Source organism: Streptomyces laculatispora, assembly GCF_017353455.1.
In the GTDB taxonomy this organism is placed as follows: Bacteria; Actinomycetota; Actinomycetes; order Streptomycetales; family Streptomycetaceae; genus Streptomyces; species Streptomyces laculatispora.
Map to the genome: position 1 here is coordinate 1 of NZ_JAFMPZ010000275.1, position 22512 is coordinate 22512.

Here is a 22512-nt window from a genome sequence, read left to right on the forward strand (position 1 = left end):
GTCTTTCCTGTGGTGGTGTCCGGGGTCAGCGGATCGATCCGGTCGCGGTCCGTCGGTGCGGTGAGCGCTCCGCGGCTGCCATGGCATCGGCAAGGCGGTCGACGACCGCTGTTGCCTGTTCGTCGGTGAGCGTGAGGGGAGGGAGCAGGCGTACGACCGTGGAGTGACGGCCGCCGAGTTCGACGATGAGACCGCGGCGCAGGCACTCCTGCTGGACGGCGACGGCGAGCACCGGGTCGGGCGGTGCCTCGTTCCCTCCGTCCACCGGGGCCGCCTCGGGGTCGACGAGTTCCACGCCGATCATCAGGCCCCGGCCGCGGACGTCGCCGATGCACGGGTGGTCAGCGGCGAGTGCCCGCAGGTTCGCCAGCATCCGGGCGCCGAGGACTGCGGCCCGCTCGGCGAGGCGGTTCTCCCGGACGTGGGCGAGGGTGGCCGTGCCCGCCGCCATCGCGAGCTGGTTGCCGCGGAAGGTGCCCGCGTGGGCACCGGGCTGCCAGGTGTCGAGTTCGGAGCGGTAGACGATCACTGCGAGCGGGAGGGAGCCGCCGATGGCCTTGGACAGCACCATCACATCGGGAACGACCCCGCTGTGCTCGACGGCCCAGAAGGCACCGGTCCTGCCGACGCCGGTCTGGACCTCGTCCGCGATCAGGGGGATGGACCGGGACGCGGTGATGTCCCGCATCCGGCGCATCCAGCCGTCCGGGGCGGGGTTGACGCCGCCCTCCCCCTGTACCGGTTCGACGATCATTCCGGCCGGCGCGGGTGTTCCGCTCTTGGGGTCGTCCAGCACGCTCTCGGTCCACCGCGCGGCGATCTGCGCACCGCGCTCGCCGCCGATACCGAAGGGGCAGCGGTAGTCCTGCGGGTACGGGAGACGCGTGACCCGTACGTCCTCGGCGCCGCCGGATGCCGCGAGGGCGCCGGCCGTCATGCCGTGATAGGCGCCGGTGAAGGCGAGCAGACCGCTGCGTCCGGTGGCCGCGCGGACCAGTTTGAAGGCCGCCTCGACAGCGTCCGTACCGGCGGGTCCGCAGAACTGGATCCGCGCGTTGTCGGCGAACTCACGCGGCAGCGTGGCGAACAGCTCCGTGGTGAAGGCGTCCTTGACCGGAGTGGCCAGGTCGAGCACATGCAGGGGTGCGCCCGAATCGAGGACCTTCTTGATCGCTTCCAGGACGACCGGGTGGTTGTGGCCGAGGGCCAACGTCCCTGCTCCGGACAGGCAGTCGAGATAGCGCCGCCCGTCCGCACCCTCGATGGTCAGCCCCCTGGCCCGTACCGGGACGATCGGCAGCGACCGCGCGTAGGTGCGGGCGGCCGACTCGCGCATCGCCTGGCGGCGCAGGATTCCCTCGTACGCCGCCGGCGGTGCCGCCGGAGCTGGTTCGGTCACGGCCACGACTCTTGATCCTCCCGCTGTAACAGTTGCGTTGCACGTCAGCACGATTCCGCAGGGACGGACCGCGGGGGTGAACTCTGTCCCTGTGTCCCCCGTACGTACCAACGATCCAGGACGCAGCGGATCACGGGTAAATCTGAAGACCCTTGCGGAGCGGAACCATGCCCCTGCCGCGCACCGTCCGGACCGGCACCGGCATAGTGGGGGACCGCGCCGAGCCTCCGGGACAGCCTCCCGGCGGTCGCGGCACCTCCGGAGCAGTCTCGGATCGCCATCCGGGGAACTGCCGGCGTGCCGTACGCAAGTCCGGTGCGCCGTGCACAAGAGCAGTACAGAAGCGTTGAGTTACGAAGTCCCAGGGGGATCACCAGATGCGACTCATTCGACCAGCGGCCACCGCGCGCCGCGAAGGGAGCGCCCGTCGCTCCGCCTCTCCCGTACTCGCCACCGCGGCGGTCGCCGCCGTCCTCGCGCTCACCGCGACCGCCTGCGGGCCGAGCGACGACGGTGCGAGCGCCGAGCCGAACAGCAGCTCCGCGGGCCAGACGTCGGACAACAAGATCACCGTCCCGGACGATCTCAAGGACCGGCTCAAGGAGCACGGGATAGACCTCGGCCAGTGGAAGAACGGCGAGTGGAAGAACTGGGACAAGGACAAGTGGCTGCGTGAGGCCAAGGACTTCATCAATCCGATCATCGCGGGCCTCTGGGACCCGGACCGGATGCGGGACGCCGACAAGTCGCCCGAGAAGCCCGTCGACAACGACATCTCGGGTGACGAGGGCGTGACCGACCCGACCCCCGCGCCGGTCCGGGCCGTGGGCGTGAAGGCCCCGTTCCACGACAACGCCGCCGAGTCCGGGAAGCTGTTCTTCGACGGCCCCGAGGGATCGATGGTCTGCTCGGCGACCGTGGTGAAGGACCCGGCGCACCCCGGCAAGTCCAACATGGTGTGGACCGCCGGCCACTGTGTCCACGCGGGCAAGAAGGGCGGCTGGTACCGCAACATCGCCTTCGTGCCGTCGTACAACAACAGCGGTCTGTCGACCGATGAGCTCCAGAACAACCCGCCCAAGGAGAAGGTCGCCCCGTACGGCGTGTGGTGGGGCTCGTGGGCACAGACCTCCGAGCAGTGGATCGACCAGGGTTCCTCGGTCGGTGGTCTGGCCGCCCCGTACGACTTCGCGGTGCTGCACGTCACGCCGGAGAAGGGTTCGAACGGAAAGTCCCTCGAGGAGACGGTCGGTTCGGCCCTGCCGGTCGAGTTCAACGCCCCGGCCGTACCCAAGATCGCCGATATGACGGCTACCGGCTTCCCGGCCGCTCCGCCGTACGACGGCCAGAAGATGTTCCAGTGCGAGGACAGGCCGGGCCGGCTCTCGCTGACCAAGGACGACCCGACGATGTACCGCATCGGCTGCTCCATGACCGGCGGTTCCTCCGGTGGCGGCTGGGTCGCGGCGGGCCAGGACGGCAAGCCCGCACTGGTCTCGAACACCTCCATCGGCCCGGTGACGGCCGGCTGGCTGGCCGGACCGCGCCTCGGCAAGGAGGCCAAGGGGGTCTACGACTCGGTCAGCAAGAAGTACGCGGGACAGTGAGGACGGGCCGTCACCCATTTAGCCACGGGTGACGGCCGGTCAGGGGCCTTCGGCTCCGGCGGGAAGGCTGTCCGCCGGAGCCGAGGGCCCCTGGCCTGTCCGGACCTTGTTCCGGGCACCGCCGCGCCCGGCTCTCCGGCCCGTGGACCTCGCCCGCCACCGCGCACCGGCCGGTGGCAAGAACCCCGGTTCCGGCCGTCATAGGGTGGTCCCGCATCATCACCGACCGCCGGTCCGACCGGCGTTTCGCATGACACGCTCATGCCATTTTCAGATTTCAGGGGGAATCTTTTCCATGCGATCCATACGTCCGCTGCTCGCAGCCACCGGCCTCGTCGCGGCACTGGCGCTGACCGCGACGGCCTGTGGTCCGAGCGAGGACCAGGCGGCCGACAAGCCCGCCGCCACCGAGTCCGCCGGTGCCGGCGGCGCCGACGGCGGGCTGTCCGCCGGTCTGGCCGACACGCTGAAGAAGCACGGTGTCGACCCGGAGAAGTGGAAGAACGGCGAGTGGAAGAACTGGGACAAGGACAAGTGGCTGCGTGAGGCCAGGGACTTCGTGAACCCGGTCATCGACGGGCTGTGGAAGCCCGACCGGATGAAGTCCGCCAAGGACCCGGCCAAGACCATGTCCGCCGGTGACTTCTCCGGCGACCAGGGCGTCAGCGACCCCGAGCCGAAGCCGGTCAGGGCCGAGCGCGAGAAGACGCCGTACCACGACTACGCGGCCCCGGTCGGCAAGGTGTTCTTCGACTCCCCCGAGGGCCACATGGTCTGCTCGGGCACGGTCGTCAAGGACCCGAAGAACCCGGGCAGGTCCAACCTGGTGTGGACCGCGGGCCACTGTGTGCACGCCGGTTCCAAGGGCGGCTGGTACCGCAACATCGTCTTCGTCCCCGCGTACAACGACCAGGGCAAGGACGCCGCCGCGCTGCGGAACGCGCAGCCCCAGGAGATCGCCCCGTACGGCGCCTACTGGGCCGACTGGGCCACCACCTCCGGCGAGTGGCTGGCCGACGGCGGCCCCACCGGCGGCGAGGGCGCGCCGTACGACTACGCGGTCCTGCATGTGAAGCCGGAGAAGGGCGCGAAGTCCCTGGAGGAGACCGTGGGCAACGCCCTGGCGGTCGACTTCGACGCCCCCGGGGCCAAGCGGATCAGCGCGATGGGCGCCTGGGGCTACCCGGCCGCCCCGCCGTACGACGGCCTGATCATGCACAAGTGTGTCGACCGTCCCGGCCGGCTCTCCATCAGCCCCGGCACCCCCACGATGTACCGCATCGGCTGCACCATGACCGGCGGTTCCTCCGGCGGCGGCTGGTTCAGCAAGGGCGACGACGGCAAGCCCGCACTGGTCTCCAACACCTCCATCGGCCCGGTGACCTCGGGCTGGCTGGCCGGGCCCCACCTGGGCCGGGGCGCCGAGCAGATCTTCACGATGATGAGTGACAAGTTCGGCGGTCAGTGACGACACCGCACGACGAACGGCCGACGGCCCGCTCCCTGGATGGGGAGCGGGCCGTCGGTCCGTACGGTGCTGCGCCGCGGTCAGTGCACCGCGGGCACGAACGGGGCGAGGTCCGAAGCCAGTTCCTCGTGCACCCGGGCCTTGAGCAGGGTGCCCTCCGACGTGTGCTCCTCGGAGATCACCTCGCCCTCGGCGTGCACCCGGGAGACGAGTCCGCCCTGGGTGTACGGCACGAGCGCCTCGATCTGGACCGAGGGCCGCGGCAGTTCGCTGTCGATGAGCGCGAGCAGCTCATCGATTCCGGCGCCGGTCCGGGCCGACACCGCGATCGCGTGCTTCTCGATGCGCAGCAGCCGCTGGAGCACCATCGGATCCGCGGCATCCGCCTTGTTGATCACCACGATCTCGGGCACGTCCACCGCGCCGACCTCGCGGATCACCTCGCGCACGGCGGCGAGCTGCTCCTCGGGCACCGGGTGCGAGCCGTCCACCACGTGCAGGATCAGGTCGGATTCGCCGACCTCCTCCATGGTGGAGCGGAACGCCTCGACGAGGTGGTGCGGCAGATGCCGTACGAATCCGACGGTGTCGGCCAGCGTGTAGATCCGGCCGCTCGGCGTCTCGGCCCGGCGCACGGTCGGGTCGAGGGTGGCGAACAGCGAGTTCTCCACCAGCACGCCCGCGCCGGTCAGCCGGTTGAGGAGTGAGGACTTACCGGCGTTGGTGTAGCCCGCGATCGCGACCGAAGGCACCTTGTTGCGCTTGCGCTCCTGGCGCTTGATCTCGCGGCCGGTCTTCATCTCCGCGATCTCCCGGCGCATCTTCGCCATCTTCTCGCGGATCCGGCGCCGGTCCGTCTCGATCTTGGTCTCACCGGGACCACGGGTCGCCATGCCGCCACCGCCGCTGGAACCGCCGCCGCCCATCTGACGGGACAGCGACTGACCCCAGCCGCGCAGCCGCGGCAGCATGTACTGCATCTGTGCCAGCGAGACCTGCGCCTTGCCCTCACGGGACTTGGCGTGCTGGGCGAAGATGTCGAGGATCAGGGCGGTCCTGTCGACCACCTTGACCTTGACGACATCCTCCAGGTGGATCAGCTGGCCGGGGCTGAGCTCACCGTCGCAGACGACGGTGTCGGCCCCGCTTTCTAGGACGATGTCGCGCAGCTCCAGGGCCTTGCCGGAACCGATGTAGGTGGCCGCGTCCGGCTTGTCGCGGCGCTGGAAGACGGCGTCGAGCACCTGGGCTCCGGCCGTCTCGGCGAGAGCCGCCAGCTCGGCGAGCGAAATCTCCGCGTCGTGCACGGTGCCCGAGGTCCACACACCCACCAGCACCACACGCTCCAGGCGCAGCTGCCGGTACTCGACCTCGGTGACGTCCTCGAGCTCGGTGGAGAGTCCCGCCACTCGCCGCAGTGCGGCGCGCTCGGAGCGGTCGAGCTGTTCGCCGTCCCGCTCTCCGTCGATCTCGTGGCTCCAGGCGACGTCCTCTTCCATCAGGGCGTCGGCCCGGAGGGGCTCGGTGAGGCTCTCGGTGACGTTCTCCGTGGCGCTCTGCGCGTCCTGCGCGTCCTGGGGAAGGGAAGAAGAGGAGGTCATTGGATCCTTACGTCGATAGAAGTGGTCTACAGCAGTCACAACGCGTGACCTCCCCGGATGATTCCCGCACGGGGAACGCTCCGGTCCGGCCGCCGTGGCGACCTGTCGATAGTGACATGGTGCGCCCGGCCCGTCACGCGGGTTTCCCCTCGCCCGACGGTGCGGTGCTGTGCCAGTCCGGGTGGCCCGGCATGGGCGGCGTACTCGTCCCGTACAGCCAGCCGTCGAAGAACGCGGTCAGGTCGCGTCCCGCCACCTGGGATGCCAGCCGGGTGAAGTCCGCCGTGGCGGCGTTGGAGTCGCGGTGCTTGCGCACCCAGAGCCTCTCCAGCCGGTCGAAGGCGCGGTGGCCGATCTCCTGGCGGAGCGCGTACAGGACCAGCGCGCTGCCGTCGTAGACCACCGGCCGGAACAGGCTGATCTTCTCGCCCGGGGCCGGCGCGTCGGGGCGCGCGGGCGGCCCGCCGTCGGCGCGCCAGCCGTCCGACCTGGTGTAGGCGTCACGCATCCGGCGTTCGAGCGACTTGTCGCCGTGCTCCTGCGCGTAGCGTGCCTCGTACCAGCTGGCGTGCCCCTCGCTCAGCCAGAGATCGGACCAGGTGCGCGGCGAGACGCTGTCGCCGAACCACTGGTGTGCCAGCTCATGGACCATGACCGAGTCGACGTACCACTCGGGGTAGCCGCCGTCGGTGAACAGGCGGTGCTCGAAGAGCGACAGGGTCTGGGTCTCCAGCTCGAAGCCGGTGTCGGTGTCGGCGATCAGCACGCCGTAGTTCTCGAAGGGGTAGCGGCCGACCTGCTTCTCCATCCATGCCAGCTGCCCGGGTGTCTTCTTCAGCCACGGTTCCAGCCGCTTCCGGTCGGCGGCCGGCACTACGTCGCGCACCGGCAGTCCGTGCGGCCCGGTCCGCCGCACGACGGCGGACTTGCCGATGCTGACCTGGGCCAGTTCGGTGGCCATCGGGTGGTCGGTGCGGTAGGTCCAGGTGGTGCGGTCGCCGTGCCGGGTACGCCCGGTGCGCAGCCCGTTGGCCACCACCGTCAACTCCTGGGGGGCGGTGATCCGGAAGGTGAAGTACGCCTTGTCGGCCGGGTGGTCGTTGCCGGGGAAGACCCGGTGCCCGGCGTCGGCCTGGTTGGCCATGGCGAGCCCGTCGGCGGTCTGCACCCAGCCGCCGCTGTTCTGCTCCCCGCGGGGATCGCTGGTGTGCCGGACCGTGATCCGCAGCGGCACGCCGGCCGGGAGCCGGCCGGGCGTCTCGACGATCAGGTCCTCGTCCTCGACCGCGAAGCCGGCGCGCAGGCCGTTGACTTCGACGGAGTGCACGGTGCCCCGGGTGAAGTCGAGGTTGATCCGGTCCAGCGGCTCCGTCGTCCGCGCGTCGATCGTGGTGACGGCTTCGAGCGGTTCGCTGTTGCTGCCCGGGTAGTCGAGTCCGATGTCGTAGGCGAGTACGTCGTATCCGGGGTTGCCGAGGTGGGGGAAGAGCGGGTCGCCGATACCGAGCGGCACCGGTGCGGGCAGGGTGGCGGCGACGAGAGTGGCCGATGCGGTGGCCAGCAGAGCGGCGCGCAGACGGCGGGAGAGGAACGGCATGGACTACGGCTACCAGCGCTGCCCCGCCCCTCGCGGGACGGCGCGCGCCGCGCCACTCGAACGAGATCCGCGGTGGCGGACGATGCCTGCCGGCCGGGGCCTGGAGTCCGCCGGGGTCAGAGAACGGCGGCCGGGTGCTGGGCGCGGCTCACGTCGTACACCCCCGGTACGTCACGCATCGCGCGCATCAGCGCGGGCAGTCCTGCGGCGTCGGGGAGTTGCAGGGTGTAGGTGTGCCGCACGCGCTGTTCACTGGGCGGTTCGACGGTGGCGGAGATGATCGCCGCGTCCGCGCCGGCGATCGCCTCGGTGAGGTCGGCCAGCAGCCGGGGCCGTCCGAAGGACTCCGCGACCAGCGTCACCCGGCATTCGGACGCATCGCCCCAGCTCACCGCGACCGGCACCCGGCCGACGGCCTCCATGCGGGCCACCGCGGGACAGGCCAGCCGGTGGACGGTGACCGCGCCGCCGCGCACCGTGAAGCCGGTGACGTCGTCGGGCGGTACGGGGGTGCAGCAGCCGGCGAGCCGCACGGTGGCGCCCGACCGTTCGACCAGGGCGCTCGCGCTACGGCCGGCCGGCCCCGCGGATCCGGGCGGCGCGGGCTGCGGTCCGGGCCTGGGGTCCGCGGGCCGGCTGCCGTGGACGGTCTCCGGATCCTGCGGGTGGGCGTCGAGCCAGCCGGCGATCGCGATGCGGGCGGTGGGGGTCCGGGCGTGGTCGAGCCAGCCGGGCGAGGGCCCCGACGCGGCGTCCTCGGTGAGGAGCAGCTGTACGGTGTCGCCGTCGCCGAGCGGGGTGCCGAGCGTGGCCAGCCTGCCGTTCACCCGTGCCCCGATACAGCTGTGCGCCGCGTCCCCGTACTGCGCGTAGGCGGCGTCGACGCAGCTGGCGCCCGCGGGCAGGCCGAGCGTGCCGCCGTCGGTGCGGAAGACCGTGATCTCGCGGTCCTGGGCGAGGTCGGCGCGCAGGGTGGTCCAGAAGGTGTCGGGGTCGGTCGCGGACTGCTGCCACTGGAGGAGCCGGGACAGCCAGCCGGGCCGGGTCGGGTCGGCGCGTTCGCCGTCGGCTGGCTCGACGGTCTGCGCACCGCTGTCCGCGGCGTACGGATTGCCGAGCGCGATGACCCCCGCCTCGGCGACCTTGTGCATCCGGTGCGTGCGGATGAGGACTTCGGCGACCTCGCCCTCGGGGCCCACCACCGCGGTGTGCAGCGACTGGTACAGGTTGAACTTCGGGGCCGCGATGAAGTCCTTGAACTCGGAGATCACCGGGGTGAAGCAGGTGTGGAGTTCACCGAGGACCGCATAGCAGTCGGCGTCCTCGCCGACGAGCACCAGCAGCCGCCCGAAGTCGGTGCCGCGCAGTTCGCCGCGTTTGATGCTGACCCGGTGGACGGAGACGAAGTGCCGTGGTCTGACGAGGACTTCGGCGGGGATACCGGCCTCCCGCAGCACCGAGGCGACGTTCCCGGCGATGGCGGTGAGCGGGTCCGCCGCGGCGGTGGCGGCGGAGATCACGGCTCGGGTGTGTTCGTACTCCTCGGGGTGGAGGATCGCGAAGACGAGATCCTCCAGCTCGGTCTTGAGCGCCTGCACGCCGAGCCGTTCCGCGAGCGGGATCAGTACATCGCGGGTGACCTTGGCGATCCGGGCCTGTTTCTCGGGGCGCATCACGCCGAGCGTGCGCATGTTGTGCAGCCGGTCGGCGAGCTTGATCGACATCACCCGGACGTCGTCCCCGGTGGCCACCAGCATCTTGCGGAAGGTCTCGGGCTCGGCCGCCGCGCCGTAGTCGACCTTCTCCAGTTTGGTGACGCCGTCGACCAGGTAGCGGACCTCGTCGCCGAACTGCTCCCCCACCTGGTCGAGGGTCACCTCGGTGTCCTCGACGGTGTCATGGAGCAGGGACGCGGTCAGCGTCGTGGTCTCGGCGCCGAGTTCGGCGAGGATCAGGGTGACCGCGAGCGGGTGTGTGATGTACGGCTCGCCGCTCTTGCGCATCTGCCCACGGTGCGAGGACTCCGCGAGGACGTAGGCCCGGCGCAGGACGGTGAGGTCGGCGTCCGGATGGTGGGCCCGGTGCGCCTCGGCGACATGGCCGATGGCGTCCGGCAGCCGGTCCCGGGAGACCGGGCCGAGCAGGGCGACCCGCCCCAGCCTGCGGAGGTCGATCCGGGGACGGCCCCGTCTGCGGATGGGAGCACCTGGGTTGGTGGCCTCTGCGCTCATGGGGCACCTCCGGCGGCGTCGACCGGCGGTGGGGAGGTGCGGTCGCGCCTCCGGGCCGGTGCTTGATGCTACCGACCCCACCACGTGGCGGAGTCCAGCTCTCGCCCAGCGTGAAACGGATCACCCATTCGAGCGAAGCCCCAGGGCCCCTCGTTTGGATCATGCCTGGCTCACGGGGTCCGGCACCGCACCCCGATCCACCCTGAACCCACCTGATCCAGGCGGAGGACCCTAGCCGTTCAGCGCGTGGAGCCAGGCCGGATCGATCTTGCCCTCGGCGACGATCACGGCCGGTCCGGTCATCTCGATCTCGCCGTGCGGGTGCTCGGTGATCAGCAGCGTGCCGCCGGGGAGGTCGACGGTGTACGTGACCGGGGTGCCGGTCAGTGCGGGATCGGCCGCGTCCCGCCGGGCCGCTGCGACGGCCACGGCGCAGGCGCCGGTGCCGCAGGACCGGGTCTCCCCCGAGCCGCGCTCATGAACGCGCATGGCGACATGGCGGGGGCCGCGGTCCACGACGAATTCGATGTTGACCCCGTCGGGGTAGACCGCGGCCGGGCCGAAGGCCGGCTCGGTGAGCAGATCGCCGGCGTGCGCCAGATCGTCGACGAAGGCGACCGCGTGCGGGTTGCCCATGTTCACGTTGCGGGCGCCCCAGCTGCGGTCCCCGACGGTGACCGTGACTCCGGCGGCCGGGAGCTGCGCGCGGCCCATGGAGACGGTGATGTCGCCGTCCTTGGCGAGGTGCACCTTCTTCACCCCGCCGCGGGTGGCGACCGCGAGATCGCCCTCCTCGACCGAGCCGGAGCGCTGGAGGTAGTGGGCGAAGACCCGTACGCCGTTGCCGCACATCTCGGCGATCGAGCCGTCCGCGTTGCGGTAGTCCATGAACCACTCGGCCTCGTCGGCCATGGCCCGCGCCTCGGGGTGGGCGGCGGACCGCACGACGTGCAGCAGTCCGTCCCCGCCGATACCGGCCCGGCGGTCGCAGAGCCTGGCGACGACGGAGGCGGGCAGGTCGACGGCGTTGTCCGGGTCCGGAACGATCACGAAGTCGTTCTCGGTGCCGTGGCCCTTGAGGAAGGCGATCTGCGAGGTGGTCACGGGACAACTGTACGAGGCGGCGCCGACAGCGCCGTGAACCGGCCGCCCGCGTGGAGGGGCTCCGGCACCTGCCGCCGGCAGGGCGGGGTCCGGCCCTGCCTCAGGAACGCAGTCGCGCCACGCGCCACACAGCCAGCGCGACCAGTGCCGCGCACACGGCGACGTAGAGCATGATCACGCGCCAGTCGGGGCGCTCCCCCGAGCCCTTGGACGGCAGTCCCGGCCAGTTGTGTCCGACGCGGCGGGCGGCCATCATGCCCCAGCCCGCGGCGCAGCAGCTGATCAGCAGTCCCAGCATGGCGACGACCGCGCCGCCGTCACCGAACTCGAAGGCGAGCGGGAAGGCGAACATCAGCGATCCCAGCGCGGCGAGGGTGACGATCGGCGCGAGCTGCCAGATACGCAGCCGGCGGGCGGGGCGCAGCTCTACCTCGACCTCGGGGGTCACATCGAGCTCATCGGGCCCGTCGGGGCTCAAGCGTCCTGCCTCGTGCTGCGTGTCCGGTGCGTCTTGTTCCGTGTCGCGAGGGCCGGCTTCCATCGCCACGCGCCCTCCCAACTCGGACTCCACTGGTCGATCGATGCTCGATGATGGCACGCCGCAGGTCGCCGAACTGACGGGCAGGGCTTCCCGATGCCATCACGTGATCAGGCTGTAACCGCTCGTTCGACCAACGCCATCGCCTGGCCCGGGAGTTCCCCGCGGTGCTCCGCGGCGCCGTTCAGCCAGTGGACGCGCGGGTCGCGGCGGAACCAGGAGTCCTGGCGGCGCGCGAACCGTTTGGTGGCGCGCACGGTCTCACCGCGCGCCTCGTCCTCGGTGCACTCCCCGGCCAGCGCGGCGAGCACCTGCTGATAGCCGAGCGCCCGGGAGGCGGTGCGTCCGTCCCGCAGCCCCCGCGCCTCCAGGGCGCGCACCTCGTCGACCAGTCCCGCGTCCCACATCCGGTCGACCCGCAGGGCGATGCGCTCGTCGAGTTCGGGGCGGGCCACGTCGACGCCGATCTGAACGGTGTCGTAGACCGCATCGTTACCGGGGAGGTTGGCGGTGAAGGGCTTGCCCGTGATCTCGATGACTTCGAGGGCCCGGACGATGCGCCGCCCGTTGCCCGGCAGGATGGCGCGGCCGGCTTCCGGGTCCGCCGCGGCGAGCCGGTCGTGCAGCGCGCCGGAGCCCCGTTCGGCCAGCTCCGCCTCCAGCGCGGCCCGGACGGCGGGATCCGTCCCCGGGAACTCCAGGGCGTCGATCGCGCCCTTCACGTAGAGGCCGGAGCCGCCCACCAGGACCGGGGTACGGCCCTCGGCGAGCAGCCGGTCGATCTCGGTGCGGGCCAGCCGCTGGTACTCCGCGACGCTGGCGGCCTCGGTCACGTCCCAGATGTCCAGCAGCAGGTGCGGGACGGACGCGCGCTCCGCGAGTGTCAGTTTCGCGGTGCCGATATCCATCCCCCGGTAGAGCTGCATGGAGTCGGCGTTGACCACTTCGCCCCCGAGCTGCTGGGCGAGGAACACCCCCAGGTCGGACTTTCCGGCTGCGGTGGGACCGACGACGGCGATGACCCGCGGTGCGGGAGCTGGACTTCTCACTCCGACAGTCTCGCAAACCCGGGGGCCCGTTCCCCAATGGACGGCGTGACAGCCGGGACCGTGGCGCGTCCGGATGCCCTGTCACGTAAAATGACGAGTACATATGGACGTTTTCTCACGGTTCCGCCGTTCGTCCTCCACGACCGCCGATGCCGCGGCCGGGAGAGTGCGCGACAGCACGGCGGGTATCCGGGCCGGAGAGAACTCCCGCAGGCAGTCCCCCAGCAGAGAAGGTGTCCGATGGGCTTCATGGACAATTTGAAGGCGAAGCTGAGCCCGGCGAAGGACAAGGTCAGCGACCTCGCGCAGCAGCACGGGGGCAAGATCGACGAGGGGCTCGAAAAGGCCGCGCGGACGGTGGACGAGAAGACCAAGGGGAAGTACAGCGACAAGATCGTGTCCGGCACCCAGAAGGCGAAGGACGCGGTGGAGCGGCTGTCCCACAAGGACGGGGGCACCACGCCGCCCGCTTCCTGACCTGGTCCGGCAGGACACCGTGACGGCCGTGGGGCGGCATCGCTCCGCGGCCCTCGTGCGTCCGCAGCGGACCCGGCGGGCCCGGCCGGGGCGCCTCGCGGTCAAGGCGCCGCAGGATCAGGACCAGGCGGCGACCAGGTAGCCCACACCGTACGGCGCGTCGTCGTACAGCAGCCGGCCGTCCAGACCGGCCCCCTGCGCGGCCCCCGCGAGCACCTGCCAGGGCGCGCGGCCCGCGGCCTTCAGTTCGTGCCCCAGCGCCTCGTCCAGCGCGATCAGCGCACCGGTGTCCGCCGCACCCAGCGCGCGCGAGGCAGCCGCGTCGAACTCCGTGGCGCGCTCGTCCAGGTAGCCCGGGGCCTTGACGGTGCGGCAGGCACTGCCGTCGCCCATCACCAGCAGCGCGACCCGGTCCGCCCGGGCGGCCAGAGCCCGCCCGGTGTCGGCGCAGCGGCCGGTCTCCAGGGTCTCGACCACGCCCAGCGCCTCGACCGGGGCATTCGCCCACCCGGTACGGGCCAGCAGCCAGGCGCCGACGGCGAGCGACGCCGGAAGGGGCCGGCCGGCGGCCGTGCCCAGGTCCCGCCCGAGCCGTACCGCGAGATCGACGCCGAACTCCTCGAAGGTGCCGGTGGCGCCCTCGGGGTGGGGCCCGCTGCCCGTGAGGTCCGCCGGGCCGATCGCGATCAGCAGATCGGGCCGGGAGGCGGCCAGCACGCCCAGTGCGTCACTGCACGCGGTCCTCGCGGCGTCGAGTTCTGGCGCGGCACCGGCGGCGACGTCGGGGACCAGCAGGGGCGGACAGGGGCAGACAGCGGCGGCGACAAGCATGGTGGGCAGCGTACTGGCTGGGCGTCGCGCTCCCCTCGGCGCGCTGCCGCCCCGGGAGCGGTACGCCCGCCCCGCTGACGCCCCGGGGCGGGCGTACGGCTCCCGGGGCCGGGCGGTGGCGTCCGTCAGTCGCAGCCGCAGCCCGGTGCCGAGGCGGCGGGCAGCGGTGCCGGGGCACCGATCCCGGGCAGGCCCAGCATCACGCCGGCGGGCTTGGCGGCCGCGGCGGCGTTGCGCTTCTCCCAGGCGTCCCCGGAGCGGGTCCGCCGCACCCCGACGGGTGCGCCCTCGGCGAGCAGGTGGTGCGGGGCGGCGTAGCTGATCTCGACGGTCACCACATCGCCGGGCCGTACGTCCTGGTCCGGCTTGGTGAAGTGGACCAGGCGGTTGTCGGGGGCGCGGCCGGACAGCCGGTGGGTCGCGCCGTCCTTGCGGCCCTCGCCCTCCGCGACCATGACGTCCAGGGTGCGGCCGACCTGCTTCTTGTTCTCCGACCAGGAGATCTCCTCCTGGAGAACGGACAGGCGCATGTACCGCTCCTGGACGACCTCCTTGGGGATCTGCCCCTCCATGTCGGCGGCCGGGGTGCCGGGGCGCTTGGAGTACTGGAACGTGAAGGCGTTGGCGAACCGCGCCTCCCGGACCGCGTGCATGGTCTGCTCGAAGTCCTCCTCGGTCTCACCGGGGAAGCCGACGATGATGTCGGTGGAGATCGCGGCGTCCGGCATCGCGGCGCGCACCTTCTCGATGATGCCGAGGAAGCGTTCCTGCCGGTACGAGCGCCGCATCGCCTTCAGGATCGTGTCCGAGCCGGACTGCATCGGCATGTGGAGCTGCGGCATCACGTTCGGGGTCTCGGCCATCGCGGCGATCACGTCGTCCGTGAAGTCACGCGGGTGGGGCGAGGTGAAGCGGACCCGTTCCAGGCCCTCGATCCGCCCGCAGGCCCGCAGCAGCTTGGAGAAGGCCTCGCGGTCGCCGATGTCGGAGCCGTACGCGTTCACGTTCTGGCCGAGCAGGGTGATCTCGGAGACGCCCTCGGCGACCAGGGCCTCGATCTCGGCCAGGATGTCGCCGGTCCGGCGGTCCTTCTCCTTGCCGCGCAGCGCCGGGACGATGCAGAAGGTGCAGGTGTTGTTGCAGCCGACGGAGATGGAGACCCAGGCGGCGTACGCGGACTCGCGGCGGGTGGGGAGCGTCGAGGGGAACGCCTCCAGGGATTCGGCGATCTCGATCTGCGCCTCCTCCTGGACACGGGCGCGCTCCAGCAGCACGGGCAGCTTGCCGATGTTGTGCGTACCGAAGACGACGTCGACCCAGGGAGCCCGCGCGACGATGGTGTCCCGGTCCTTCTGGGCGAGACAGCCGCCGACCGCGATCTGCATCCCGGGGCGCTTCGTCTTCATCGGGGCGAGCCGGCCGAGGTTGCCGTAGAGCTTGTTGTCGGCGTTCTCCCGCACCGCGCAGGTGTTGAAGACGACGACGTCGGCGTCTCCGTCGGAGCCCTCGGGCGCCCGTACGTAGCCGGCGTCCTCCAGCAGCCCCGACAGCCGCTCGGAGTCGTGGACGTTCATCTGGCACCCGTAGGTGCGCACCTCGTAGCTTTTTCTGACGTCCACTGCTTCGCTCCGGTTGCCGCTGCTCATGCGACAAGGGTAGGCGCTGCCCGGACCCCTCCCGCCGCGGGCGGCTCCCGGACGGTTCTCCCGGCCGTCGCGTCGGCCGGGGAGATCCGTCGGCACCCCTGGCCATGGCCGGGAACCACCTGGCAGGATCGCCGCCATGCTCCCGGCGGCACTGTCCCGAATCGGCCGGCGTCGCTCCCTGCGGGCCGGCGCCGCCCTCGTCGTCGTGCTCGGGCTGCTCCTGTGGTGGCTGCTTCCGCTCGGGGAGTCCACTCCGAGCGGAAGCCTGTCCTTCAGTACCGGGGTCCGCAGCGGCGTCTACCAGCGCTACGGCGCGCGGCTGAAGGGCGCACTCGCCAAGGACCTGCCCGATGTGTCGATACAGCTCCAGACCAGCGAGGGATCTCAGCAGAACATCGCCCGGGTGGCGACGGGCAAGGCCGACTTCACCATCGCGACCACCGACGCCGTAGCCACCTATCTGCGCGACGGGAAGCCGGGCGCCGAGCGGCTGCGTGGCTGTGTCCGGCTGTACGACGACTACATCCAGCTGGTCGTGGACCGGGGCTCGGAGATCCGCAAGGTCGCGGACCTGCGCGGCAAGAAGGTCGCGGTCGGGCAGCCGGGGTCGGGGGTGCGGCTGGTCGCCGACCGGCTGATGACGGCCGCCGGTCTGGACCCGGTCAACGACGTGACGGCGATACCGGCGGGCATCGACACCATGCCGAAGCTGCTGGAGGACGGCAGGCTCGACGCGTTCTTCTGGTCCGGCGGGCTGCCGACCACCGCGGTGGCGGATCTCTCGGACCGGTTCGCGATCCGGCTCGTCCCGCTGGAGGACCCGCTGATCAAGGAACTCCAGGCGGCGGGCGGCTCCACCCGCTACTACCGCTCGGCCGTGATGCCCGCCGACGCCTACCGCAACGCGCAGCAGGGCCAGGCGGTGCCCACCGTGGCCGTGGCCAATGTGCTGGTGACCACCGACCGTACGGACGCGACGATGACCGAGGCGTTCACCCGGACCGTGATCGACAGCCGGGACCGCATCGGGCGAGAGGTGCACGCCGCGCAGCTGGTGGATCTGCGGACCGCGATCTACACCGATCCGCTGCCGCTGCACGAAGGGGCCAAGCGCTACTACCGCTCGGTCAAACCCTGAGACCCTGCCCGGCCGCCGCACGGTCGGCTCAGCCGTCTCAGCCGTGCGGACCGTTGCGCGGCACCGACACCGTCACCCGCAGCCCGTGCGGTTCGTGCCGCTCGTAGGCGAGGGAGCCGCGGCTCGCGGCCAGGAGCGCCTGCGAGATGGAGAGGCCGAGGCCGGACCCCCGCACGTTCTGGTGCTGGGAGCTGCGCCAGAAGCGGTCTCCGACGCGCTCCAGCTCCTGCGCGGTGAGACCCGGTCCGCGGTCCGCGACGACGACCGTGACGCATTCGCTCCCCGAGGCGACCGTGACCCGGACCTCCTCGTCGGCGGGGGTGAACTTGAGCGCGTTGTCGATGATGGCGTCGAGTGCGCTGGACAGGGCTATGGGGTCCGTCCAGGCGGTGACGGCAGGGGCGCCGTCCGCCCTGAGCCGTACGCCCCTCTCCTCGGCCACCGGCCGCCAGGACGAGACACGTTCGGCGGTGAGGGCGCCGATGTCCGTGAGCTGGAGATCGGCTGCGGCGTGTTCGGCCAGCGCCAGGTCGAGCAGATCGTCGAGGACCTGGCCGAGGCGCTTTCCCTCCGTGCGCACGGAGGCGATCTCCTCGTTGCCCTCCGGGAGTTCGAGCGCGAGCAGCTCGATCCGCAGCAGCAGCGCGGCCAGCGGGTTGCGCAACTGGTGCGAGGCGTCCGCGACGAAGGCGCGCTGCTGTTCCAGCACGTCCTCGACGTTGTCGGCCATCTCGTTGAACGAACGGGCCAGCCGCCTGAGTTCCGGTGGTCCTCCCGACGCCGCCACCCGGGACCGCATCCGGCCGCTGGCGATGTCGTGGGCGGCCACGTCCAGGGTCCGCACCGGGAGCAGCACCCAGCCGGTGAGCCGGATCGCCGCGCCGACGGCCACCAGCATCGCGACCACCTCGCCCGCCGCGATCACCAGCCAGCCGCGGAGCGTGTCGGAACGCATCTGCGCGGTGGGCGAGTCGATGACGACGACGGCGATCACGTCGCCGTCGCGCACGACGGGCGAGGCGACGACCACCCGGCCGTCCTGCCAGGGCCAGACCTGCGGCGGATCGTGGCTTCGACGGCCGAGCAGCGCCTCGTTGAACGCCTCACGGCCCTCGCCCTCGACCGGCAGCCGCCAGGTCGCCGGGGCCTTCGCCATCGCGGAGTCGTCACGGTAGAAGACACCCGCCCGGATGCCGTAGACGGAGTCGTACGTCTCCAGTTCCGTCTGGAGCGTGCGCCGCCGTTCGTCGTAGCCGTGAGTGCGTTCGGTGATGAACTGGGCGAGTGCGGCGAAGCGTGCCGTGTCGTCGATCCGGTCGATCACGACGCCCTGCTGCTGAGCCGCGGCCACACTGACGGCCAGCGGGAAGCCGAGCGCGAGCAGAACACTCGCCATGAGAACGATGAGCAGCGGAAGCAGCCTGGTGCGCACCGGAGACGTACGCCTCTACGCGGACGGGGCGACGAGGCGGTAGCCGACCCCGCGCACGGTCTCGATCAGTGCGGGAAGCCGCAGCTTGGCGCGCAGGGAGGCGACGTGCACCTCAAGCGTGCGCCCCGTCCCCTCCCAGCTCGTGCGCCAGACCTCGCTGATGATCTGCTCCCGGCGGAACACCACACCGGGCCGCTGCGCGAGGAGTGCGAGGAGATCGAACTCCTTGCGGGTGAGCTGGACTTCGCTCCCGTCGACGCTGACCCGCCGGGTGGGCAGCTCGATGTGGACATGGCCCAGCCGCAGCGCGGCGACGGGCGTGGGCCCGGTCTCCTCAGCGGCCGGCTTGCGCCGGCTGACGGCGTGGATACGGGCGAGGAGCTCGCCGGTGTCGTACGGCTTGGTCACGTAGTCGTCCGCGCCGAGGTTCAGCCCGTGGATCCGCGAGCGGACGTCGGCCCGTGCGGTCACCATGATCACCGGCACGGAACTGCGCTTGCGGATCTTCCCGCACACCTCGTAGCCGTCCTGGTCGGGCAGTCCCAGATCGAGGAGTACGACGCCGAAGGGTTCCGTATCCGCGGGGAGGAGGGCCTGGAGGGCCTCCTCCCCGCTGCGGGCGTGCACCACCTTGAAGCCGTGCCGGCCGAGGATGGCGGACAGGGCGGCGGCGACGTGGTTGTCGTCCTCGACGAGCAGCAGTCTCATGGCCCCCCTCTCCGAAAGGTGCGGTGTCGGTGCGATCGCGTACGCCCCTGGTCACTTCCCCGTATCGAGGGGTTTCACGTCAGGGTGTACCAAGGCATCCACTCCGATGACCGGTGGGCCAGTCAAGTGCCCGCCCGTTGCATCCATGTTTCCGTTATGCACCCGGTACGCCCGGACGGCCCGCGTGACGTCCCGTTCACACGGAGTGTCCGGTTGCGGCCGGATCGTTATGCTCAATTTCCGCTCAGATGTAATGACGCTGGTCGCACTGCGTCACTAGGGTCCTTCCCAACCGAGGAGGACGGAGCAAGAAGCCGATGAGCGGAGTTTCAGTGACCAAGGGCGCCGAGGACGCTGCACCCGCGGCCGGCGACGACCTGGTCGTGCTGAGCAACGTCAACAAGCACTTCGGCGCGCTGCATGTGCTCCAGGACATCGACCTGACGATCGCCCGTGGCGAGGTCGTGGTCGTCATCGGGCCCTCGGGGTCCGGGAAGTCCACGCTGTGCCGCACGATCAACCGCTTGGAGACGATCGACTCGGGCGCGATCTCGATCGACGGGAAGCCGCTGCCCCAGGAGGGCAAGGAGCTGGCGCGGCTGCGTGCCGATGTCGGCATGGTCTTCCAGTCGTTCAATCTCTTCGCCCACAAGACGGTGCTGGAAAACGTGATGCTGGGCCAGCTCAAGGTCCGCAAGACGGAGAAGAAGACCGCCGAGGACAAGGCGCGTTCGCTGCTCGACCGGGTGGGCGTGGCGACCCAGGCCGACAAGTACCCGTCCCAGCTCTCCGGTGGCCAGCAGCAACGTGTGGCGATCGCGCGGGCGTTGGCGATGGACCCCAAGGTCATGCTGTTCGACGAGCCGACCTCCGCGCTCGACCCGGAGATGATCAACGAGGTGCTGGAGGTCATGCAGCAGCTCGCCCGCGACGGCATGACCATGGTCGTCGTCACCCATGAGATGGGTTTCGCCCGCTCAGCGGCGAACCGGGTCGTCTTCATGGCGGACGGGAAGATCGTCGAAGAGGCCGTGCCCGACCAGTTCTTCAGCAACCCGCGCAGTGACCGGGCCAAGGACTTCCTGTCGAAGATCCTTCACCACTGATGGAGCCTTCAGCGCCGGTTCCCGGACCGGCTGATCACTCACATCACGTCAACTCTAGGGAAATTCACCATGCAGCTTCGTAAGGTCACCGCCGCCTCGGCCGCCGTGCTCGCCCTCGCCCTGACCGCCACCGCCTGTGGCTCCGACGACAAGGACGACTCGTCCGGTTCGGGCGGCGGCAAGAAGATCTCGATCGGCATCAAGATCGACCAGCCGGGTATCGGCCTGAAGACTCCGGACGGCAAGTTCACCGGCTTCGACGTCGATGTCGCCACGTACGTCGCCAAGGAACTGGGCTACGACGCCAAGGACATCAACTTCAAGGAGACCAAGAGCGCCGACCGCGAGACGTCGATCGACCGCGGTGACGTCAAGTTCATCGCCGCCTCCTACTCGATCAACGACGAGCGGCTGAAGAAGGTCGACTTCGCGGGTCCGTACCTCCTCGCCCACCAGGACATCCTGGTCCGCGCGGACGACACCTCGATCAAGTCGCCGAAGGATCTGAACAACAAGAAGCTCTGCTCGGTCACCGGCTCGACCTCGGCACAGAACGTCCACGACACGCTGGCCCCGAAGGCACAGCTCCAGGAGTACGGCGGCTACTCGGAGTGCCTCACCGGCCTGGAGAACAACGCCGTTGACGCGCTGACCACGGATGACAGCATCCTGGCCGGCTACGCCTCGCAGGACGCCAACAAGGGCAAGTTCAAGCTGGCCGGTTTCAAGATGACCAACGAGAACTACGGCATCGGCCTGAAGAAGGGCGACGCCGACCTCAAGAAGAAGATCAACGACGCGCTGACCAAGATGGTCTCGGACGGTTCGTGGGAGAAGGCCGTGAAGGCCAACTTCGGTCCGGCGGGCTACAAGAACGAGCCCGCCCCCAAGATCGGCAACGTCGTCAAGTGAAGCAGGGCTGACCGGGCGCGCCGCCACTGACGGCGGCGCGCCGTGCCCTCCTACACGCGGAAGCGCGGGAGATCGTGTTCGACTTTCTTGATGGTTACGACCTGCTGGGGGCCTTCTGGGTGACGGTGCAACTCACCGTCTACTCCGCCCTCGGCTCCCTCATATGGGGAACGCTGCTGGCCGGCATGAAGGTCAGCCCGGTCCCCCTGATGCGCGGTTTCGCGACCGGCTATGTGAACGTGGTCCGGAACATTCCGCTGACCGTGATCATTGTGTTCTCCTCTCTGGGGCTGTTCTCGACGCTCAACATCAGCCTCGGCGCGTCCGACATCACGGACGTCAACTTCCGGCTCGCGGTTCTTGCGTTGATCGCCTACACCGCCGCCTTCGTGTGCGAAGCGCTGCGGTCCGGCATCAACACGGTGCCGGTCGGTCAGGCCGAAGCGGCACGCGCCCTCGGTCTGAGCTTCACCCAGGTACTGCGGCTGATCATCCTCCCGCAGGCGTTCCGGTCGGTGGTCAACCCGCTGTCCAACGTCCTCATCGCGCTGACGAAGAACACCACTGTCGCTGCCGCGATCGGTGTCGCGGAAGCCTCGCACCTGATGAAGGGCATGATCGAGAACGAGGCGCAGCTGATCCTGATCTCTGCCGTCTTCGCGTTCGGATTCATCGTTCTGACCCTCCCGACCGGCCTCATCCTCGGCTGGGTGAGCAAGAAGGTGGCGGTGAAGCGATGACCTCGGTCCTCTATGACGCCCAGGGGCCGCGCGCCAAGCAGCGGAACATCCTCTACACGGTCCTGTTCGTGATCGTCGCCGCGGCCGTGGTGTGGTGGGTGTACGACGGTCTCGCCTCGAAGCACCAGCTCGACTGGATCAAGTGGAAGCCCTTCTTCACCAGCCCTCAGCCATGGCAGACGTATATCTGGCCGGGTTTCCAGAACACGATCAAGGCGGCGTTCTTCGCCCTGATCATCGCTCTGCCGCTGGGCGCGCTGTTCGGGATCGGCCGGCTCTCGGAGCACCGGTGGATGCGGGCGCCTTCCGGCGTGGTCGTGGAATTCTTCCGGGCTATTCCGGTGCTGATCCTGATGATCATCGCGAACCAGGCGTACTCCGAGTACACCGACATGGACACGGATACACGCCTGCTGTACGCCGTGGTGACGGGCCTGGTGCTCTACAACGCCTCGGTGCTCGCCGAGATCGTCCGGGCCGGCATCCTGACGCTTCCCTCGGGGCAGACCGACGCGGCCAAGGCGATCGGCATGCGCAAGGGCCAGACCATGGTCTTCGTTCTCCTGCCGCAGGCGGTGACCGCCATGCTCCCGGCGATCGTCAGCCAGATCGTGGTGATCGTGAAGGACACCGCCCTCGGTGGCGCGGTGCTCACCTTCCCGGAGCTGCTGGCGTCGGTCCGGCCGATGGCCGCGAACTACGGCGCGAACACCATCGCGTGCTTCACGATCATCGCCGTGATCTACATGGCGCTGAACTTCGCCCTCACCTCGTTCGCGAGCTGGCTGGAGCGGCGGCTCCGGCGCGCGAAGAAGAGCACGGGCGCGGTCGTGGGCACCGGCCCCGGGGGCGCCCTGGAGACGATCGGTGCGCCGTCGCTCAACATTGATGACGGGCACGCCGCCTGACGGCTCGTCTACTGACGTCC

General features: G+C 70.3%; 19 protein-coding genes. 8 read left to right on the forward strand and 11 right to left on the reverse strand.

Annotation, left to right across the window (positions count from 1 at the left end; genetic code table 11):
- Positions 1-25 precede the first annotated feature (25 nt).
- Complete coding sequence (locus J1C73_RS15165) at positions 26-1405, reverse strand: diaminobutyrate--2-oxoglutarate transaminase family protein (RefSeq protein WP_207316834.1); 1380 nt, start codon at positions 1403-1405, stop codon at positions 26-28.
- 371 nt (positions 1406-1776) lie between these two features.
- Between J1C73_RS15165 and J1C73_RS15170 the strand changes: the two genes are divergently transcribed.
- A complete protein-coding gene (locus J1C73_RS15170; protein WP_207316835.1) occupies positions 1777-3006 on the forward strand; it encodes a trypsin-like serine peptidase in 1230 nt (409 codons plus the stop codon).
- 295 nt (positions 3007-3301) lie between these two features.
- Complete coding sequence (locus J1C73_RS15175) at positions 3302-4474, forward strand: trypsin-like serine peptidase (RefSeq protein ID WP_207316836.1); 1173 nt, start codon at positions 3302-3304, stop codon at positions 4472-4474.
- An 80-nt stretch (positions 4475-4554) separates the two neighbouring features.
- On the opposite strand, the gene hflX is transcribed toward J1C73_RS15175, so the two are convergent.
- The 6 genes from hflX to miaA form a co-directional block, all read right to left on the reverse strand.
- A complete protein-coding gene (gene hflX, locus J1C73_RS15180; RefSeq protein ID WP_207316837.1) occupies positions 4555-6075 on the reverse strand; it encodes a GTPase HflX in 1521 nt (506 codons plus the stop codon).
- 133 nt (positions 6076-6208) lie between these two features.
- Positions 6209-7672 carry a M1 family metallopeptidase gene (locus J1C73_RS15185; RefSeq protein ID WP_207316838.1) on the reverse strand — a complete coding sequence of 488 codons (1464 nt, stop codon included), beginning with the start codon at positions 7670-7672 and terminating at the stop codon, positions 6209-6211.
- A 116-nt stretch (positions 7673-7788) separates the two neighbouring features.
- A complete protein-coding gene (locus J1C73_RS15190) occupies positions 7789-9903 on the reverse strand; it encodes a RelA/SpoT family protein (protein WP_207316839.1) in 2115 nt (704 codons plus the stop codon).
- Positions 9904-10134: 231 nt separating this feature from the next.
- Positions 10135-11007, reverse strand: a complete 873-nt coding sequence (gene dapF / locus J1C73_RS15195; protein ID WP_207316840.1) for a diaminopimelate epimerase — start codon at positions 11005-11007, stop codon at positions 10135-10137.
- 100 nt (positions 11008-11107) lie between these two features.
- Positions 11108-11548, reverse strand: a complete 441-nt coding sequence (locus tag J1C73_RS15200) for a hypothetical protein (protein WP_207316853.1) — start codon at positions 11546-11548, stop codon at positions 11108-11110.
- Between the two features lie 107 nt (positions 11549-11655).
- A complete protein-coding gene (miaA, locus tag J1C73_RS15205; RefSeq protein WP_207316841.1) occupies positions 11656-12594 on the reverse strand; it encodes a tRNA (adenosine(37)-N6)-dimethylallyltransferase MiaA in 939 nt (312 codons plus the stop codon).
- Positions 12595-12834: 240 nt separating this feature from the next.
- On the opposite strand from miaA, the gene J1C73_RS15210 reads away from it, so the two are divergent.
- Positions 12835-13071, forward strand: a complete 237-nt coding sequence (locus J1C73_RS15210; protein WP_123462759.1) for an antitoxin — start codon at positions 12835-12837, stop codon at positions 13069-13071.
- A 117-nt stretch (positions 13072-13188) separates the two neighbouring features.
- Here J1C73_RS15210 and J1C73_RS15215 read toward each other — a convergent pair whose 3' ends face one another.
- On the reverse strand, positions 13189-13902 hold the full coding sequence (locus J1C73_RS15215; protein ID WP_207316842.1) for a class III extradiol dioxygenase subunit B-like domain-containing protein: 714 nt from the start codon (positions 13900-13902) through the stop codon (positions 13189-13191).
- Positions 13903-14027: 125 nt separating this feature from the next.
- Entirely contained in the window at positions 14028-15548 is a 1521-nt protein-coding gene (gene miaB / locus J1C73_RS15220; RefSeq protein ID WP_207316843.1) for a tRNA (N6-isopentenyl adenosine(37)-C2)-methylthiotransferase MiaB, read from the reverse strand.
- Between the two features lie 136 nt (positions 15549-15684).
- Here miaB and J1C73_RS15225 point away from each other — a divergent pair, with 136 nt between their 5' ends.
- A complete protein-coding gene (locus J1C73_RS15225; protein WP_207316844.1) occupies positions 15685-16686 on the forward strand; it encodes a TAXI family TRAP transporter solute-binding subunit in 1002 nt (333 codons plus the stop codon).
- Between the two features lie 37 nt (positions 16687-16723).
- Here the strand turns inward: J1C73_RS15225 and J1C73_RS15230 are convergent, their stop codons facing one another.
- Positions 16724-18118 (reverse strand): sensor histidine kinase, encoded by a 1395-nt coding sequence (locus tag J1C73_RS15230; protein ID WP_207316845.1) that lies wholly within the window; start codon positions 18116-18118, stop codon positions 16724-16726.
- Positions 18119-18133: 15 nt separating this feature from the next.
- Positions 18134-18826 (reverse strand): response regulator transcription factor, encoded by a 693-nt coding sequence (locus tag J1C73_RS15235; RefSeq protein WP_123462748.1) that lies wholly within the window; start codon positions 18824-18826, stop codon positions 18134-18136.
- Between the two features lie 317 nt (positions 18827-19143).
- On the opposite strand from J1C73_RS15235, the gene J1C73_RS15240 reads away from it, so the two are divergent.
- From J1C73_RS15240 to J1C73_RS15255, 4 genes are all read left to right on the forward strand, one after another.
- The gene (locus tag J1C73_RS15240; RefSeq protein ID WP_207316846.1) at positions 19144-19932 is read left to right on the forward strand and encodes an amino acid ABC transporter ATP-binding protein; all 789 of its coding nucleotides are present in this window, start codon (positions 19144-19146) and stop codon (positions 19930-19932) included.
- Positions 19933-20001: 69 nt separating this feature from the next.
- A complete protein-coding gene (locus J1C73_RS15245) occupies positions 20002-20844 on the forward strand; it encodes a glutamate ABC transporter substrate-binding protein (protein WP_123462744.1) in 843 nt (280 codons plus the stop codon).
- 74 nt (positions 20845-20918) lie between these two features.
- Complete coding sequence (locus tag J1C73_RS15250) at positions 20919-21584, forward strand: amino acid ABC transporter permease (protein ID WP_207316847.1); 666 nt, start codon at positions 20919-20921, stop codon at positions 21582-21584.
- On the forward strand, positions 21581-22492 hold the full coding sequence (locus J1C73_RS15255; protein WP_207316848.1) for an amino acid ABC transporter permease: 912 nt from the start codon (positions 21581-21583) through the stop codon (positions 22490-22492). Before J1C73_RS15250 ends, J1C73_RS15255 begins: the two co-directional genes overlap by 4 nt.
- Positions 22493-22512: the final 20 nt, after the last annotated feature.